The organism is Saccharopolyspora erythraea NRRL 2338, assembly GCF_000062885.1.
Classification (GTDB): Bacteria; Actinomycetota; Actinomycetes; order Mycobacteriales; family Pseudonocardiaceae; genus Saccharopolyspora_D; species Saccharopolyspora_D erythraea.
Genome location: NC_009142.1, coordinates 5,579,546 through 5,597,483, shown reverse-complemented (window position 1 = coordinate 5,597,483; position 17,938 = coordinate 5,579,546). Strand labels below are relative to the sequence as shown.

Annotated in this window: 15 protein-coding genes; 8 read left to right on the top strand and 7 right to left on the bottom strand. The window is 67.1% G+C overall.

All coding sequences use genetic code 11. The annotated features are described in order from the left end of the window. The first annotated feature begins 452 nt into the window (after positions 1–452). Positions 453–1,688, top strand: coding sequence for a PucR family transcriptional regulator (locus SACE_RS24300; RefSeq protein ID WP_081468370.1), 1,236 nt, complete (start codon positions 453–455; stop codon positions 1,686–1,688). Between the two features lie 130 nt (positions 1,689–1,818). Here the strand turns inward: SACE_RS24300 and SACE_RS24295 are convergent, their stop codons facing one another. Then, positions 1,819–2,016: a hypothetical protein gene (locus tag SACE_RS24295; RefSeq protein ID WP_009948932.1), complete on the bottom strand. Its 198-nt coding sequence runs from the start codon at positions 2,014–2,016 to the stop codon at positions 1,819–1,821. A gap of 913 nt (positions 2,017–2,929) precedes the next feature. On the opposite strand from SACE_RS24295, the gene SACE_RS24290 reads away from it, so the two are divergent. Then, a complete protein-coding gene (locus SACE_RS24290) occupies positions 2,930–3,187 on the top strand; it encodes a hypothetical protein (protein WP_009948933.1) in 258 nt (85 codons plus the stop codon). Positions 3,188–4,005: 818 nt separating this feature from the next. On the opposite strand, the gene SACE_RS24285 is transcribed toward SACE_RS24290, so the two are convergent. The 4 genes from SACE_RS24285 to SACE_RS24280 all read right to left on the bottom strand — a co-directional run bounded on the left by SACE_RS24285 (position 4,006) and on the right by SACE_RS24280 (position 6,515). Beyond that, entirely contained in the window at positions 4,006–5,379 is a 1,374-nt protein-coding gene (locus SACE_RS24285; RefSeq protein ID WP_081468368.1) for an acyl-CoA dehydrogenase family protein, read from the bottom strand. Positions 5,380–5,754: 375 nt separating this feature from the next. Beyond that, entirely contained in the window at positions 5,755–5,892 is a 138-nt protein-coding gene (locus SACE_RS38900) for a LysM peptidoglycan-binding domain-containing protein (RefSeq protein ID WP_197537709.1), read from the bottom strand. A 19-nt stretch (positions 5,893–5,911) separates the two neighbouring features. Beyond that, a complete protein-coding gene (locus SACE_RS36805) occupies positions 5,912–6,076 on the bottom strand; it encodes a LysM peptidoglycan-binding domain-containing protein (RefSeq protein ID WP_021341448.1) in 165 nt (54 codons plus the stop codon). Positions 6,077–6,149: 73 nt separating this feature from the next. Further along, positions 6,150–6,515, bottom strand: coding sequence for a LysM peptidoglycan-binding domain-containing protein (locus SACE_RS24280; RefSeq protein WP_231849755.1), 366 nt, complete (start codon positions 6,513–6,515; stop codon positions 6,150–6,152). 881 nt (positions 6,516–7,396) lie between these two features. Here SACE_RS24280 and SACE_RS24275 point away from each other — a divergent pair. From SACE_RS24275 to SACE_RS24265, 3 genes are all read left to right on the top strand, one after another. Continuing rightward, positions 7,397–8,464, top strand: coding sequence for a M4 family metallopeptidase (locus SACE_RS24275; RefSeq protein ID WP_009948936.1), 1,068 nt, complete (start codon positions 7,397–7,399; stop codon positions 8,462–8,464). 54 nt (positions 8,465–8,518) lie between these two features. Beyond that, entirely contained in the window at positions 8,519–8,845 is a 327-nt protein-coding gene (locus SACE_RS24270; RefSeq protein WP_011874561.1) for a protealysin inhibitor emfourin, read from the top strand. 281 nt (positions 8,846–9,126) lie between these two features. Continuing rightward, a complete protein-coding gene (locus tag SACE_RS24265) occupies positions 9,127–10,851 on the top strand; it encodes a peroxidase family protein (RefSeq protein ID WP_009948938.1) in 1,725 nt (574 codons plus the stop codon). A gap of 24 nt (positions 10,852–10,875) precedes the next feature. Here SACE_RS24265 and SACE_RS24260 read toward each other — a convergent pair whose 3' ends face one another. Both SACE_RS24260 and SACE_RS24255 read right to left on the bottom strand, forming a co-directional pair. Continuing rightward, positions 10,876–12,159 carry a hypothetical protein gene (locus SACE_RS24260; RefSeq protein WP_009948940.1) on the bottom strand — a complete coding sequence of 428 codons (1,284 nt, stop codon included), beginning with the start codon at positions 12,157–12,159 and terminating at the stop codon, positions 10,876–10,878. Positions 12,160–12,190: 31 nt separating this feature from the next. Further along, the gene (locus SACE_RS24255; RefSeq protein WP_011874558.1) at positions 12,191–13,048 is read right to left on the bottom strand and encodes a thermonuclease family protein; all 858 of its coding nucleotides are present in this window, start codon (positions 13,046–13,048) and stop codon (positions 12,191–12,193) included. Positions 13,049–13,291: 243 nt separating this feature from the next. Here SACE_RS24255 and SACE_RS24250 point away from each other — a divergent pair, with 243 nt between their 5' ends. From SACE_RS24250 to SACE_RS24240, 3 genes are read left to right on the top strand one after another with little or no spacing between them, the layout of a single operon-like run. Beyond that, the gene (locus SACE_RS24250; RefSeq protein ID WP_231849754.1) at positions 13,292–14,899 is read left to right on the top strand and encodes a hypothetical protein; all 1,608 of its coding nucleotides are present in this window, start codon (positions 13,292–13,294) and stop codon (positions 14,897–14,899) included. 11 nt (positions 14,900–14,910) lie between these two features. Continuing rightward, positions 14,911–16,035: a hypothetical protein gene (locus tag SACE_RS24245; protein WP_011874557.1), complete on the top strand. Its 1,125-nt coding sequence runs from the start codon at positions 14,911–14,913 to the stop codon at positions 16,033–16,035. A 26-nt stretch (positions 16,036–16,061) separates the two neighbouring features. Beyond that, positions 16,062–17,921, top strand: coding sequence for a M28 family peptidase (locus SACE_RS24240; RefSeq protein ID WP_011874556.1), 1,860 nt, complete (start codon positions 16,062–16,064; stop codon positions 17,919–17,921). The last annotated feature ends 17 nt before the right edge of the window (positions 17,922–17,938 follow it).

Here is a 17,938-nt window from a genome sequence, read left to right as displayed (position 1 = left end):
CCGAACGCGCTTTCGACGAGGTCGAGGGCGGCGTTCCTGGCACCTCCCAGAGTGCTCGCCCGCCATCCGGCTCGGCCGGGGCTGCTTCCGGCCAACAACTCGGCGGTTCTTTGCCTGGGTACGGCACGTGCTCGGCCGACCACGCCTGGTGACGGTCGGAGGCTGGTGAGGGACTGGCGGGTGACCTTGGAAGTTCCGGGACATATGACCCTCGGCATGCTGTGGGAGACCGGCCACTGTTGGTGTTCGGACGGGGTTGTGCAGGACCTGTCCTCACGAGACCGCGGCGGTCGACGCCGCCCACCTGGACGTATGGTTGGGCGGAGGGCGAATCACGCAGTGTTCGAAGCCGGTCCGCTTGAGGATGCGTATTGATCAGCGGGATCGCCCACCGCAGAGCGCAGGAGGTGGGCTCGGCGCGGCAACGGTCAGTCCTGGAGGGCGGGACTGAAATGGTCGGCAGAACGGGCCAAGGGCGCAGACCCACGGCGTCCGATACCGACACGGCGTCGGCTTGGTTGGCAGCGGTGGCGGAGGCCGCCAGCCGCGCCGCAGGCGGTGTGCCGGTGGAACTGCTAGGTGATTACCTGCCGCTGCTGGCCGAGGCTGCCGCCACTGGGCGGCGCCCGAAGCGCTCGGAGCTCAAGGTGGTGGATGCGCTCGGGCATCGGGCCGCCGAGCTGGGGATCTCGGCCGGGAGCGCGGTGGAGCTCTACCTCTCGGCGGCCTGGCGGCTGTGGCGACAACTTCCAGAAGTGGCCCGCTCGGACGACCCGGAGGAGGTGAGGGCGGCTGCCGAGGCGGTTCTGCACGTGGTGGCCGACTCGGTGGCGACACTGGCCGAGGGGTACACGCAGGCTCGCCGCCAGCTGGTTCGGTGGGAGGAGACGCTGCGCCGGGAACTGATCGATGACCTGTTGCGCGGGGACGCCGATGTCGGTGGGCTGGTGGAGCGCGCAGAGCCGTTCGGCCTTGATCTGAGTCGTACTCATCGGGTGGCGCTGGCGGCCCCCTCCGGCCGGTCGACGAATGCCGAGGCCGCGACCAGTTCTCTCGAAAAGGTCATGCTGGACTGGTTGGGCGACCGCGACGTGCTGGTCGCCACGAAGGAGGGTGTGCTGGTCGTGCTGGCGCCCGCAGATGCTGACCCGAAGGCCACGTCAGGCGCGCAGGGAACCAGCCGCCTTGGCGAGCGGATGCACGCGGAGCTGAGTCGCCTACCGCGCGGCAAGCCCTGGCGGATAGCGGTCGGTCGAGGCTACGCCGGGTCGTACGGCATCGCCCGCTCGTACGAGGAGGCGCGCGACACGCTCACCATGGCCTCCACGATGCACCTGGACAGCCCGGTGATCTATGCCGAGGAATTGCTTGTCTATCGCGTGCTCTTCCGCGACCAACCCGCGATGGTCGATCTGGTGCGAGGGGTGCTCGGCCCGCTCACTCGCGCCCGCGGCGGCGCTGAACCGCTGCTGGCGACGTTGGAGGCCTTTTTCGCCACGGGCGGCGTGGTCACCGACACCGCGCGACGCCTGCACTTGTCGGTGCGTGCGGTCACCTACCGGCTGGACCGGGTGAAGGCGCTCACCGGTCACGCCCCCACGAACCCGGCGCACCGCTTGACGTTGCACGCGGCAGTGCTGGGCGCAAGGTTCTTCGGTTGGCCCCAGCATGAGCTGCCGGCACGCTGACCGTTGCACCTACCTCGGCCGAGCCGAGTTCACGACCTGGAATAGTTCGGTTCTCGCAATGACATAGGAGCTGTTCCTGTTCTCGGCGTGCTGAAAACCTGCTCTGACCCGTCGGGCTTGTGCGGCGGAATCAAACGCGGATCAACCAGACGAATGCCGCAACAACGGCCACGATCGACGCGCTGCCTGGGAACCCGAGGTCCAGCAGCAAAGCGACGAGAAGCAGCAGCGGTGCGACAACCGCCCACATGCGGTTGCGTTGCGGGCCTGCCGCGTCGATTTCGTGCTCCGCCTCGTGCAACATATGGCGTTCGTGTTTGTCGAGCATCCCGCAACCCTCCCGTTACCCGGCCTCGGCGCTCGAGTCGAGCAGGGAACCGAGGAGCGTCACCTGTGCCTTCGACAATGCCGCACTTCCCGCTCACCCGCCGCGTCCGTGCTGGGCAAGCTCCGAGGGGCGAAGTTGCCGATGCCATGCACCGGCGACGCGGTCCCTACGCCACAACACCGACCGCGCAGCGAGTCGGGGCGGTCACCGGGACGACCAGCAGTGCGACGTTTGCCGAGGCTCGGCAATGTGAGGCCGCGGTTGTTGGCCAGGTGCGACCGGAGATGCGGGCGGCGAACCCGGGCAGAATGAAACCAACCGGACCGGCAGGGCGGAGTTTCCCGCATGCCGGTCATTCGAACATTTCCCCGCGTTTCGGAGGAAGTTCACTGTTGCCGGGAGGTCCCAGTGCGTTCCACTCGCGATTTCGGCGCCGCCGATGTCGGATACACGCTGACCACAACGGAACAATGGACGCGGCGCAGACCGTGGCTCCGAGGGTTTGCCGGGACCGGTCGCGCTGATCGGCCGGGGGAGAGCCGCATCATCGTCTGCAGCTGGCTCAACCGGATCGGCAAGCAATGGGCCACCATCACGAACCGAACGTAGCGCAGTAGCGCCCTTGGGAAGGACCCGCCATGGCACGCACCGGATCACAGCAGATCAGAGTGCTTGCAGAGCAGGCCGGCGTGAATCCCGTCCAAGGGTCGACACCCAATTACCTGAGGCGGCGAGAACACGACCGCTGGCGACCAACCGACTGGGTCGTGCTGGTCGTGGCTCTCGGGGCGATCGGGGCAGGGCTTGTCCTCGGCCAGGCACTGCTCCTCGCCGGTGGCCTCTTCCTCGCCGCCTCCATCAAGCCTCTCCGGAAGCCCAACAGCACCACACGGCGCGGGGGAGGTACCGATCGATGTCCAGGGAGGTCATGATGTCGCAGGAGCTGATGTTCGCGTTGGCGTCAGCCAACGCTTTGCGTGACGCGCTTGATCGTGCGCGTGCTGAAGATTTCGCGCAGCAGGCGGGGTGGGCTCGCGCTGAAGCCCAGAAGCTGGAGCACCTGGCGGGGTCGGCGGCACGCGGCGGGAGCGAGTATCCCGCGCTCAGTGCGGGTTTGGCCGAGTTCGCCGTTCGGATCCAGGAACATCTCAACGCGCGCCAAGCCGGCTGAGTGTGCCGCTCGACCCGCGGCGGCGCGCTGCAGCCGGTCCCGTTCTCGCCGACCGATGCCAGCCCGACGGAGTACGCACCGGAGGACCCGGGTGGTCCTGGTCGAGATCGACACGTGCTCCCGGGCTGGTCACCGGTCCGGGTGTGAGGCATCCGAATCGGCCTCGCCGCCCGTGTGCCGGACACGTTGATCATCCCGTTGGGTCCGAGGTAGGCGCGTTTGCGACCTCCTCGACCCCGTACAGCCGCGGCTGCGCCGCAACCGTGGCAACCGGCACGACAGCGCCCAGCTCACCCCGCCGGTTGATGCTCTGCCGACGTTCCAGGGTGAACGCGGTCGACCGTGGCAGCGGCCGCGGTGGACGACGGCGACCCCGGCAACGACATCTGTTTCCACCGCCCGCGGCACGTCGTACTTCCAACCAGCCAGGTGACCTCAGTTGCCGTGGCGCCGCGGTCAACGCTCGCCTCCGGCTTCCTGCTGGCGCTATGGAACACGCAGTGGGGCCTGGTTTGGTTTTCAGCCGTGACGAGCGGCTTTTTCGCGTTGGGCGAGGCAACAGGGTGGGTATGCCGGATCACTGGCCGACCGTGCGCCTGGTAGCCATCAGATTGCTTCTGCGTCGCCTCCAGCCGAGCAGGTCACTCGGAGGGTTGGTTGTGATCGCCCGAAGACGTGGCCCACCTTGGCTCGGAGGACTTGGGCCGGACGGTGTCTGCATCGCCGACCGCAGTTGCGTTGTGCCGACGTGCGACCGCCCGTGAGCGATCATTCCGGGTGCTCGCCGATGATCGCTCACGGGCGTGCCGGGAGCCTCGTCAGCGGACGGCGAAGGGCTCGGCCGTCTGCGGAGACGGAATCGTGGGTTCGTCGGTCTTGGGCCCGGGAATCGTGTCGATGCCTTCCATGTCCTTGGTGAAGTCGACCGGCTCGTCGTCCATGAAGGCACGCGGGTTAAAGCCTTCGTCGACCATGACACCGTGCACCCGGCGTCGCTGCATGCCGAAGTTGCCCGCGTCGTAGAGCGGGAGCAGCGCAGCCTCGCGCAGGTAGCGGTCGAACCGCTGCTTCTTGTCCACGGAGTTGACGCCGACCACCTGCATGCACTTGTACACGCAGTCGAACAGCATTTCAGTGCAGTGGACCTTGCACATGGCGCCGAGCATCTCGCCGTGGTAGCCGTGCTGGTCCAGGTAGTGCGCCGACTTCCAGCAGAAGTACCGTGCAGCTTCGATCTTCGTCGCGACATCACCGAGGACGTAGCCCGGGTACTGGTAGTGGATGATGGGCTTGGGCCCACCACCCGTGTAGGTCTTCGCCCACCGCAGCGCGTCCTCGTACGCCGACCGCGCCACCGCCACCGCGCCGATCCCGGCGACCGGACCGGACCAGGCGAAGTTGCGGTTGATCACCAGATCGCCGTTGCCCTTGGTGCCCTCGATGAGGTTGCTCGCCGGAACGCGGGCGTCCTCGAAGACGATCTCGCAGTTCGGTGCGCTGCGCTGTGCCGAGGTGCTGATCGAGCGGTAGGTGATCCCGGGCGTGCCGCGCTCGACCATGATGGCCGACAGCCCCGCGGTACCGCCCGACTCGGAACCGGTGCGCACGACCACCAGGTTCAGGTTGGCGCCCTTGTTGTCCCAGCCCCCGACGTTGCACGGCCAGTACTTGCGGCCGTTGATCACGTATTCGTCACCGTCGAGCCGTGCGGTGACGTGCATGCCCGCACCGTCGATGGCGGGCGCGTCGAAGTTCGCAGTGCCCCCGGGTGTACCCGGCGGCTCGCTCGCCGCGTAACCGACGAGGAATTCTCCGCTTTCGTCCGCGGTGGCGGAGCCGATGAACCGCTTCTTCTGCTCCTCGGTCCCGTAGTACCAGACCGGCATCAAACCCAGTCCGTTCACCAGCACGGTCGTGCCGAAACCGGGATCGACCGCCTGGATCTCCTCCGCGGCGATGACGAAATCGACGTTGGACAACCCGCCCCCGCCGTACTCCGCCGGAAGCATGGAGAAGGGGATACCTCGCCGGCACGCTTCGGCATACGCGGGCTTGGCGAGCTGGAATCCCTTCAACGGATCGGGTTCCGCGTCTATCTGGTCCGACACAGGCGCGAGAACTTCTTGCGCGAAAGCACGAGCGGATGATTGAACCTCTCGCTGCTTCTCGGTAAGTGTGAAGTCAATGGCCATCGCAATCTGACCCCCGATTTAATCGGATCCGACCCACACCAAAAATTGTCGAAATGGTCGGTGTGCGTCAAATCACAGGGTAGCACCGGGGTGTGAGCGGTGCTGGCCTGCTCGGCCGCACTGGCTCCGACCGCTGCGGTACGGCCACGCCAACGCCAGGACTCCCACGATCTCTGGCGCGGTCACCGGTCTCATCGAGGGCGGCCCCTGCGGGTCCGCCTGCCTGCTGTATGCGAGCCAGGGCGCTGGCTCCGTCCTCGACCACATCGACCAAGCACGGACCAGCACCCTCGGAAATCGAAGCAAACGCCGGTGACGGCCTCCGGACTCCGCCCGATCAGCACGCTCGGGCACGATGGCCGGTCCTCGCCCTGCTCATCGGGCGCCGGGAATGCAGATTGTCTGATTCGGATTGATGATATCGGGGTTGGCGATGTGGTTGTAGTGCGCGAGCTTCTGCCAGGCCACACCGTACCGCTGGCCGATCTGCGAGAGTGTGTCGCCGGACTTCACCGTGTATGGCGTACACACATCAGGATGCGCGTTCGGATGCAGGTAGAGGTATTGACCCGGAGATCTTGTTCGGATCCTGGATGCCGTTCATGCTGGCAAGCATGTCCATGTCCACGCCGAACCACTGGGCGATCTCCGAAAGCGTGTCGCCTCGCTGTACCGTGTACGTTTCACAGTCCGTCATCGGACACTCCTAGAGTTCCTGGGGCACGCGCCCAACTGCCTTGGGAGGCCGGGGCGATACCTGGAGCCACCTGTCAAGCGAATGCGGGAACCTTGACGGGAATGCAGATGCGCTGGCCCGCCTGTATCACATTCGGGTTCGGAATGTGGTTGTAGTGGGCCAGGTCCTCCCATGACTTCTTGCCGGGGCGGGCGGCCTTGAGGTGGTTCTTCTCGGCGATCTCGGACAGCGTGTCCCCGCTCTTGACCTCGTAATGCTTGATCTCCTGGCCCTTCTTCGCGAAGAAGTTGATCTTCTGGCCGATCTGGATCATGTCCGGATTCGGGATCTGGTTGTGCTTGGCGAGCTCCTGCACGGTGTAGCCGAACCACTTGCCGATGTTCGTGAGATTGTCGCCTGATTGCACTGTGTAGGAACTGCACGCCTGTGTCGTTGTCATCGGATCTCACCTCCCACTGGCCGTCCTGCGGGCCTGTGCCCTCGAGGAACGGCGACTCACCCCCAGTCCGGCACAGATGACGTACCCCGGCAATGGGTCTTCAGGTCCACTGAGGATTCATCCGGGCAGGGTCCCCTTGAACCGCTGAAGTCCACTTCTCCCGGGCGGGTGAACCGGCGGAACCAGAGCCGGTACCTCCGACGATCAGGACGTCCGCCACGGGTACGCCCACCAAGTCCCCTACCAGGACGGCCACCACCACACCCGGTACGCGGACCACCCCGCAGCCAACGCCCAGTCCCGATGAGCAGCCGCCACCGGACCAGAACCAGACCAACGGTGCCGCAGCGCCGACGCCGGAGCAGGCCACGCCGGTGACCGAGGCGAGCGAGCAGGCGGTCCAGCTCAACCCCGCGGCTGCGGTTTCCCTCTGGACCGGGGTCATCTCCCTGTTGTCTTCGTTGGTGGCCCTGGTCAACTCGGTCCTCACGACGCGCACACACCTTCGCATCTCCACCGAGCGATCCCGTCCACGGCAGCGGCGAGACCGCAGACGAAAAGCCAGGTGAAGAGAACACTTCGCGTCGCTCCCGTCGCTCCGTCGTGCGCGGGCATCGCCAACACCCTTGCTTGTTCTCCACACACCGGGTACTCGAGGCGCCTGGATCCGAGGTTCGATCCGGGCTGCATCCCGTTTGAACCTCCGTGGTTCATTCTCGGCTGCCCCGAAGACCTGATGATGAGAGCAGGAGGGAAGCGGCCTCCTCGGCGCCCCTGGACGTAACAGCGAGCCGATACGTCGGCGGGCGTGCGGTCAGGGGTCGGACATGTGGCGCCGGAGGAAGCCGTTGACCCGATCTCAGCCAGGGAGGAGTCGCACGATGCACTCACCCAATCCCATTCAGTGCGTGGTTCCGGACTACGTCCTCGTCGAGATCGCCAAACGGGGCGATGAAGCCGATCGAGACGCCGCTCTGAGCACGCTGGCGGTGTCCACCACGTTGCGTTCGGCGCGATCCCAGGCCGAAGCGGCGCGCTCGGCGGCGGGTACACCGCTCGTTGCCACGGCCGGTCTCCGGGAGCCGACGATGGACCGCGTGATCCGCGACGCGAAGACCGGTGTCGACACCGGCTCGCCCATCGTGCGCAAGGAAGGAGACGGTCGTGTCGGCGACCCTGCTGTCGACGAGGCGTTCGACCACTTCGGTATGACGTGGAAGTTCTTCTTCGAGGTGCTGGCGAGGAACTCGATCGACAACGCGGGGATGACCCTCGACGGAGTCGTGCACTTCGGGAGGAAGGTGGACAACGCGTTCTGGGACGGCGACCAGATGCTTTTCGGGGACGGTAGCGAAAGGTTGTTCACCCGGCTCACGAAGTCGCTGTCGGTCGCCGCGCACGAGCTCGGGCACGGCGTCATCCAGTTCGACGGTCCGCTCGTCTACCAGGGGCAGTCCGGGGCGCTGAACGAGCACATCGCGGACGCCTTCGGCGTGATGGTGCACCAGTGGGTGCACCACGAGACCGTCGAGGAGGCCGACTGGCTGTTGGGCGCGGAGATCCTCGCCGAGGGAGTGAAGGGGAAGGCGCTGCGGTCGATGAAGGAACCGGGCACCGCCTTCGACGACCCCAGGTTCGGGAAGGACAAGCAACCCGCCCACATGAAGGACTTCGTGGTCACCGCCGGCGACAACGGCGGAGTGCACATCAACTCGGGAATCCCGAACAAGGCGTTCTTCGAGATCGCGTCCGCGCTCGGTGGCCGCAGTTGGGAGCGTGCGGGCCGGATCCTCTACGCGACGCTCGGGCACGAGCAACTTCGCCGGAACGCCGACTTTCGCCAGTTCGCCCGGCTGAACCACCGAGTGGCGGGTCAGCTCTTCGGGGTCGGCAGCACCGAAGCGGAAGCCGTCGCCAACGGCTGGGCCTCGGTCGGGGTCGAGATCTAGGCTTGACCACGGGCCACCCTGCTCACCGCGCGGGCAGCCCTTAGTCTTCCCGGCGTGGGTGTTGAGCGACAGCCGTGGACGATGGCCCTGCAACGCACTGGAGGGCTGTTTGCAGGCGCCGAACTGACGACGTCGGTCCGTTCCGCCGACCTCGACGACGAGTCGCGCGAAGCGCTCGAACGCCACATCGAGCAAGCCGGGTTCGAACAGTTGGCGCAGCGGTCGCCGATCACCGGTCCCGGCGCGGACATGTACCAGTACGAAGTGACCCTCGAGCGCGGCGGTCGTCGATCAAGCGTCGTGGTGTCCCAAACGGCGGTCCCCGACAGTTTGCGGCCCCTCGTCGAATGGCTGGAGCAACGGGCGATCGACGAACAATGAGTTCGGTGTAGACCAGAGGCCGCATTGAGGCAGGCCTTCCGCGAGTTCGATGGCGCGAACCGGATCGCACCCGTCAGGTGTGAGCCCGCACTGACAGGACGCGGCCTCCGGAAGGAGGAGGACTTTCGATGGCCAAGCACACACGTGTCTATCCGGATCGAACCGGTGAGGTGGCCTCAGCGCCCTACACGCTGGTTCCTGCGCGAGAACGACGTCGGCGGGGTGGCGTCGGCAACCGCAACCGCCTTTTCCGGACGTGACTCGCGGACCTGGCGCAGCTGGTGGACCGCCTCGTCGGGTGGGATCGGCTGCCTACCCCGTTCGGTCTTGCGACGCTGTTCGGCCTGCGGCTCCGGCTGCGCGATCGGAATCTGCACGACACTTCGGGGCTCCCCGCGGTGAACACGCCGCCGCTGGAGGCCCCGTCCGCTCGCCACTTGGTGAACCGGACCGCGGACGGCAGCTACAACGATCTCGACGATCCGGCCATGGGCATGGCCGGATCCCGGTTCGGGCGCAACATTCCGCTGGCGTGCATCGCCCCGGCAACGGAATCCGAGGTTCTGACGCCGAATCCGCGTGAGGTGAGCCGGGCTCTGTTGACGAGGACATCGTTCGTCCCTGCCACGACGGTGAACTCGTTGGTCGCGGCCTGGCTCCAGTTCGTGATCAGGGACTGGTTCAGCCACGGTACGAGCCCGACGGAGGATCCGTGGGTCGTACCGCTGGCTGCTGACGACCCCTGGATGCAGCCGCCGATGCGGATCATGCGCACCCCGGACGACCCGACCCGTCCGCCGGGAGCCACCGACCTGCCGCAGACGCGGGTGAATGTGCTGTCGCACTGGTGGGACGCCTCCCAGATCTACGGAGTCAGCGCGGATGAGCAGAAGGGAATCCGAACCGGTAAGGCCGGCAAGCTGCTCCCGCTGCCCGATGATCCGGCGAAAGACCCGTCCCGGGTGCCGGGCTTCTGGCTGGGGACCGAGATGATGCGGACGCTGTTCACCCGCGAGCACAACGCGATCTGCGACCGCCTGCGCGCGGAGTACCCGACCTGGCCGGACGAGGAGCTCTTCCAGCGGGCGAGGCTGGTCAACGCCGCCTTGATCGCCAAGATCCACACCGTGGAGTGGACGCCCGCCGTGATCAGCCATCCGACGACGAAGGCCGCTCTGCGGGCGAACTGGTTCGGCCTGGAGGGAGAGCGGGTTCAACGCCTGTTCGGTCGACTCACCGACAGCGAGGCCGTCAGCGGTATCCCCGGTGGAAAGGCCGACCACTACGGTGTCCCGTACTCCTTGACCGAGGAGTTCGTCGCCGTCTACCGGATGCACCCGTTGATCCGGGATCACTGGCACCTGCGACACGTCGCCGACGACTCCACCGCGCGCGACTGCGATTTCCGCGATCTGGCAGGACCCAACGCGTTGCCGGTGCTCAACGACATCGGAATGGCTGATCTGCTGTACTCGTTCGGCACCTTGCACCCCGGGTTGGTGACACTGCACAACTTCCCCAGGCACCTCCAGGAGTTCCGTCGTCCGGACGGGAACTTCCAGGACCTCGCGGCCACGGACATCCTGCGCTCCCGGGAGCTCGGTGTCCCGCGTTACAACGAGTTCCGCCGGTTGCTCGGCCTGGCACCGGCGAAGGACTTCCACGACCTCACGGGGAACCCGGAGTGGGCCGAGGAGATCGACCACATGTACAGGGACATCGAGAACGTGGATCTCATGATCGGCCTGTTCGCGGAGCGGCTCCCGGCCGGTTTCGCCTTCAGCGACACGGCTTTCCGGATCTTCATCCTGATGGCGTCACGCCGGCTCAACAGCGACCGGTTCCTGACCGACTACTACACACCCGCCGTGTACACCCAGGCCGGGCTTGACTGGGTCGCCGACAACTCGATGTCGACCGTCCTGTTGCGCCACCACCCGCAACTGCGCAGTTCCCTTGCCTCGGTGGTGAACGCCTTCGCGCCTTGGACCACATCAGGGGTCTAGTACGGCATCGCGTGGGGCGCCGGTTCACGGTGCCATCGCGGAGCAGATCGCGAAGGCCACCTCTCGGCCGGTGACGTCGGCATGTCCCTTGATGAAGTCGTCGGCCAGGAGGTTGTGGGGGCACCGGGGTTGCCACGTGTAGCGTGCACCCACCGGGAGCAGCGTCGCGGCTACGGCCTCGGAAGTCCTTTGGGCGCCGTTGCGGCCCATTCCGCCGTAGGTGTCGGTGGCGTCGCCGACGAGGCTCGCGGCGTCCCCTGAGATCCGGGACGCGATGGCGTAGGCGATGCCGACGGCGCGGTCGTTCCGCGTGTGTGTGGCAAGAACAGGCCCGTTGATCTTCTTCTCCGCGATGATGGCCCGGAAGTGTCCGTGTTGACCGGGCTTCCAGTGCTCGGCGAACCCGTGGTGCGAGAAGGCGGCCTGGAGAAGGGACAGCGTGGTGATCGTGTCGGCGGGGAGCGCTTTGCTGGCAGCAGCGGCCAGGCGGGAGCCGAAGCTGTGGCCCACGAGGTGGACGTGCAGATCGGGCCGCGCTCGCTTGATGTCGGCCAGCACCGGGGCGAGACCGTTCTCGCCGATCCGGCCTGCTCTGTGCTTCATGGTGTAGTAGGTGGTGAAGTTGACCAAGTGCAGCGCCGCGCTCCAAGTCCCGCCGAACAGGGTGTCGAACGCCGCCATGTCCTCACCGGCGTCGACGTCGAGGCTCGCGCCCTCGGGCGGTGCGAGCGCGACCGGGAGGGCCAGGCGGTGCATGAGCTCCTCACCGGGAAGGGTGAACAGATCGGTCGCGCCGTCTTCGGGATCGAGCGTCGTGGAAGCGAGCAGCGACCGCATCTGTTCGGCGAAGGCCGCACGCGCGTCGGCCGTGGACAACCCGGGTACGAGGGCGGCCGCAAAGTCGAGGGTTCGCTGAGCCGCGGGGTCGGGGAAGACGGTTCGGAGCTCCCGGATCTGCTCGAGGATGATCTGTGAGTCGATCGGTGGTGCGAGGGCCGTCGATCCGGCTGCGACGAGACCGGGTTCGGTGAACCTCTTGGACGGCCACAGCACGGCTACGACACCGATCGTCCGGCCGGCGGGCTGTGGCCCGGCTCCGGAATCGACGGCGGCGCGGAGCGACGAAGTGAGGTCCCGGTACAGCCGGAGAGCTTCGGCCTTGTCGTTGTTCCACCCGTGGCTGAGCACGAGCAGATCGGTCACGGCCTGGTCGCCAACAAGTCGGAGAACGGGGTCAGCGCTGCCGACGACGTGGGCGTCGCTGTCGAACTCCAATTCCGCACCCGGGAATCCAGCGAAGTCGGTCATCAGTCCTCCCCGGTGTGAAGTCCGAGGCCCGCTAGCGCTCCTCGAAGACGAGGTCCTCGAGCGGCGTCGTCAGCTTCACGGTCTGGTCGGCGACGTTGATGACGAAGTCGAACCCGGTCGAGTGTCCGGTGGAGATGATGAACAGGCGATCGCCGCGCTCCTCGACGTAGTCGCGGAACCCCGCCAGCGAGGGGTCGCCGTCGTTGAGCACGAGGTAGTCGGCGAGTCGGCGGAACAGCTTCGGCATGATCACCGCCGATTCGGTCAGCTGGCTCAGACCCTCGACCTTGATTCCCGAGAAGGTCAGGTCGAACGGCCACAACCCGCTGCGGCGGGACTTGGCGCGCTCGGTCGCGTCGATCATCTCCGTGCGCAGGTCCGGGAAGAGCTTCCGGTAGAAGGTCGGGTAGGCCATGCCCTGCAGCAGCAGGTGGTGGTTGGCGGTCTGCTGGACCGCGGCGACGTCGACGTGCATCGGCTCGCCGCTCGGGCCAGGAGCACGGCCGCGGCCGGCGAACGCCACGCAGCGCCCGTGCACATCGGCTCCTCTGGTGAAGATGTAGCCGGGCGCATGCTCGGGAACCGTGCTGGTGACCGTGTCGCGCTCGTCACGACGAACGTCGGTGAAACCCACCCACGTCAGCAGCTCCTGTAGGGCCGCCTGTCCGAACTTCGGTGGTTGGTGCACCTCGCCCGCCTTGGTGGGGTAGTGCGTTTCGAGGGTGTCGATTCCATCGAACCGCAGTTGCGCTCCACCCTTGGCATTCCGGCGCACGGGTCCCGGAACCAAGTCCCACTCGGCGGGCTTGTTCGGGTAGAAGCGGATCGAGTCACCGTCCGGGCGCGACCCGACCAGTCGGTAAGTGCCTTCGATGACGATCACGGACATGTCGGCGCCTCCCAGCTCCGGGTGTGCGGCGCGCACGAGCGCTCGCACTCAAGTAAGGCGTGGCGGCTACCCGGTGGCAATGAATCCCCGGATCCACCGAGGATTCAGATCCGGGACTGGTGCGGTGATGCGTGCGCACCGAAGCTCCGTGCCAGTTTGGATCCCCTTTGAACCTGACGGCCCATTCCCGGTGCCGCTGCGGGGACCGGACGATGAGCAGGGGAGCGGAGCACGATGTCACGGATGGACATCGCAAGACCGGCGACGGTTGCGAGCATGGCCGAGTCCGGGGAGACCCCATCCCCGGAAGGTGGTCGGCTGCACCGGTTGCGGACGGGCCTCGACCCGCCCACCGGCACCCCTATGAACGACAGCGAGGTGGCACGCCTCAGGGACCCCCTCGCCGTCCTGCTGTTCCAGCACGGCACGTTTCCCGCGACCCTGCGTGAGCTGGTCGCCGCACTCGATGCGGCTGAGGGACCGCAGGCCGTCCCGGTCCAGATGACCTTCCTGGCAGGCGAAGGCAGCCAGCTCCCCTGGACTGAACAGACCAGGGACGTGGCACGGCAACTGCGGTGCCTGGTTTCTCGCGGGCGCAGCGAGGAGCAGACCGAGCTGTTGGTGACCACGGGTCCGGAGGCCGACTCGCCTGCCGTATTCCTGCAGGTCCTCGCCTGGGACGACGACAACGGGGTCTTCAACTACTACCTCCGGGTCGAGGGAACCACGGCGTGGATCTACGCGGGGGACTCCCACGACGCGCTCGAACCGGCCACGCGCGGTCAGGGCCCGTTCGCCGCGCACGTCAACGGCAGCGTCGTGATGCGTGAGCTGCGCGAGCCCTGGAACAACTGGCATTCCTCACGCGCCGGTGCGCACGACGCGATCCCGCCGGACAGCCCGCTGCGAACCGACCCGCTTTGGCGTGATCGCCAGAGCGCGGACGTCTTCGAGAAGCAGGTCGCCAAGCGGTGCATCGAGCGCTGGACCAGGGCCCGGCTGCGAGCCATCACCGATCGTTCGAGCATCGAGCACCCGGACCGGCTGCTGCGGCATCTGTTCCAGACGACAACGGTGAACCTGCGCACGACCGACAGCGAGAGCGCGGCCATCGATGACTCCTCCGATCTGGCCCTGCCGCTGACTTTCCTGTTCAACCTGGAGCTGCTGGAGGACCTCGGGATCGAGACGCCGGGCCAGGCACCCCTCGTCCACGGCGGCCACTACCGCGCCAGCCTCGCTCGCTACCGGTTCCGTCTTGAGGACGGGCAAGGCGCGCAGTGGCCCGGTGACACGCACTTCGCCTTCCTGTTTCCCGAACCGGCGCTGGAAGACAACGAGGTGGTGCGTCAGGCGGTCCGGTCGGGCTTGCTCACCGCCCGTTTCGCCGCGTGTGCGCTGATGGTCGACTTTCCCAATCCCGTGTACTCGAAGCGCCGAGCCGCGCTCTTGCGGCACGCGCCGACGGTTGCGGCACTGACGGAGAGCGGCTCGGACCTGTCGGAGCGAACGGCGGAGCGGATCACCACCGCGGCCGCTGCACTGGGGGAGGAGAGCCCCGAGCGGGAGTTCGCCGAAATGTGGCAACTCCACAAGGACGAGTGGAAAGCCGGACTCTCCGAACGCCTCAACAGCTACCTCGACGCGGTAACCGAAGTCGTGGCCACCGACGACGGCTTCGACTCCTACGTCCTGCTCGCGGAGTCGCGGCGCCGGAGCTTCGCCGGCACCGCCCTCAACGAGTTCCCGCTGCTTCTGCCGCGGACGGACATCCCTGCCAACCTGCCGGTCCTCGCGATGCGTCGCGACGGCACCGTCATGTCAGAGCCGGTTCAGCAAGGCGACCGGTGAGGAGAACGAACATGTTGCTGACGCGGTTCGACCCGATCGGACATGTGGACGACGTGGGCGACGAAGCCAGGAAGCTGTGGAGCGATGCGGTCAAGAGCATCTTCCAGCAGGTCCGTGCCGGGCAACCGGTTCAGAAGGACAACGACGCGCCACGAAGCCAGTTCTACGATCCGACCGAGACCGAAACGGCGGCGGATGCCGTCGAAGCCGAGATCAGCTGGTCGGCGTTCCCCCGGCAGATCCGCCGGAACTTCCCGGGGGACACGCAGCGCTGGCGGCGTGCCGAAGCCTCCCGGGAGGTGCAGGACGAGTACCTGGAATGGAGCGCCACCCGGGATTCCGAAGGGAAGATCCGGAAAGTCACCTTCACCTGCGAGCCTCGCGAGTGGTGGACGTTCCTCGCGCAGACGGCGCCGGAGACCCTCGTCAGGCTGTACCAGACGTTCCTCAGCGAGCAGGTGTCGAAGGCAGACCTGTTCGACTCCCAGGGGAACTACATCGTGCGCAACCGGTGGAACCGCAGCACCACCGAAGGTGCGATGCACCTCGTCCACGATCCGAACTCGCTGTTCGCCGAGGTCGAGCTCGCGGGTGCGGCCACCATCGTGCGCCACCGCGACGGCAACGTGCTCACCCGCGAACAAGAACTGATCAAGTGCGGCCTCTACGGGGCCCCTGAGCGCAACAGCGATCCGCACATCGGTGGTGAGGTCAACGCATTGGCCCGGCAAAAGGCGAGCGTGACCCTGAAGAATCCCATCGGCCTCTACATAGGAGGTCTGTCGACAGGAGATTTCCGCACACCCGACGGTTCGGATCCCGCCACCTACTGGCGCTACGTGCGGGGCGCGGAGAACCATCCGGTCCGGGCCGTGTACGAGGTCCCCGCGGAGGCCGGATTCACCGTCAGCGACATCACCATCGACGGCCAGCCCATCTGGTTCGGCAGCCAGCTCGCCGATCACATCACCGTGAAGCTGATCGGTGTCGCATGCCGCTTCGGGCAGAACGACATCCCGCCGATGGAATGCGTCCGGCTGAGACTCCAAGCCGGGACCAGCGCTCTCGCACCGTCGTTCGCCCCACCGGACAACCTCGGCCAGGCGCGGTTGCCATCGCGCTACGCCGCGGCCTGAACGCTTCGCAGTCGTGGGAGGTTTGGATGTCGGAGCATGACTGCACAGCGGTGTTCTTCGACCTGGGTGACACCCTCGCATCGGTTGCGGTTGGCCCCGACGGCCGCACCATCGTCGAGCTGAAGGTGTTCGACGATGTGCGGCCGATCCTCGACGACCTGCGGGAACTCGGCTGCCCTCTCGGCCTGATCTCCAACCCCGGCGCGATTTCGCACGACGAAGTGGACCGCTGGCTCCACACCAGCGACCTGGCATCCGTGCTGGAACCCGAACTGATCGTGCTCGGACGCAAGGACTCGCCGCGGTTGTTCCGGACCGCGGCACGTCTGGCCGGGGATCCTTCCGTCGCGACGAGCGTGTTCGTCGGCGAGGATGCCACCGAACGTGCTTTTGCCCGCGAGGCGGGTTTCCGGGTCGCGCCGCACCCGAGGCTGGCCCGCGCCGTGGTGGAAAGCGGCGGCCCGCTGACGTTCCTGCGCGCGACGGTTCCCGAGGGCGGCGCGTGGGCCGAGGCGTTCGATCGGTGCGGGGCAGTCGCCTGCGACGTGACGCCCGGCCCGCCGACCACCGTCCTGGGCGTCGGTACGTCGAACTCCGTGCAGGCGCTCGAAGGTCTGGGCTGGAGGGTCGAACGCCTCGGAGGACCCGGGCTGCCGGCGACCACAGACCTCTACCTGATCCGCGACCTGGATGTGTCAGCTGTCGGTGTGCTCGGCCGGAAGCTGGGAGACGACAACGCGATCCTCGCGTCCACGGGGCAGGACGTGCTGCTCGCGGTGCCCGGTGGCAGCGAGGTGGAGGACCTGCATCTCGCGGCAGGTCAGCACGGGCACAACCTCAAACTGACCCCGTTGAGCGGGCTCGGCAAGCGCCCGGTCGACCTTGGCCGGGAACCGGCCGTGGCCACCGGACTCGGAACCGCGGCGTTGGAGCGAACCGAGGCGGACGTGCTTGAGCGGACCGTGACCGCAACGCGGGTGCAGGACATCATCGCCCGTTACACCGGCGGAGCCACCGCCGACGGGCCTCCGTTGCGGAGCCGCCACATCCTCCACGCCGACAACGCGACGGCGGTCGATCGCGCTGTCGCCGAGCTGGCGGCCATGGACTCGATGGTGTCGGTGCGGCGACACCGATTCAGCCATCAGGGGCGCGCGTACGAGAACGTCGAGGGCGAACTCCCCGGCAGTGGACTTGAAGGCGTGGTCGTGATCTCAGCGCATCTGGACTCGACGGCCGCCCGCCAACCAGGCTTCCGCGCCGCCAGCGATCCGGCTCCCGGAGCCGACGACGACGGGAGCGGTCTTGCGGGCGTCCTGGCCGCAGCGGACGCGGTCTGCCGCTTGGCCCGGACCCTCGGCTCGGCGCGCCGCACAGTGCGCTTCGTCCTGTTCAACGCCGAGGAGCACGGGCTGGTCGGAAGCCGCGCCTACGCCCGCGACCAGGCGGCGCAGGGGGTGCCGATCACCGCGGTGTTCCAGATGGACATGATCGGCTGGGATGCCCGGAGCGGCCGGAGTTGGGAGCTGCACGCCGGGTTCTCCGGCGACCGGGACGTCGAGCGCGCCTCCCAGGCGCTCGGGAAGCTGGTTGCGGAAGAGGCTTCGGCGGTTTCTCCCGATCTGCTCGCCCCGCAGCGCTACGGCGGGACCATCGCCGACCCCGCCGAGACCCGCAGCGACCACCACAGCTTCCACCTCCACGGTCGGCCGGCATGTCTGGCGTCGGAGGACTTCTTCATCGGCCCGGACCGGGACTCGGAGCCGGACGCCAACCCGAACTACCACCTGCCGGCCGACAAGGCGGTCGAGGTGGACTTCATCGCCGACATCGCGCGGGCCGTGACCGCCGCGGCCTGGGTCACGGCGACGCGACCAGCTCGGTGATCAGCCCGGTCTGCTCA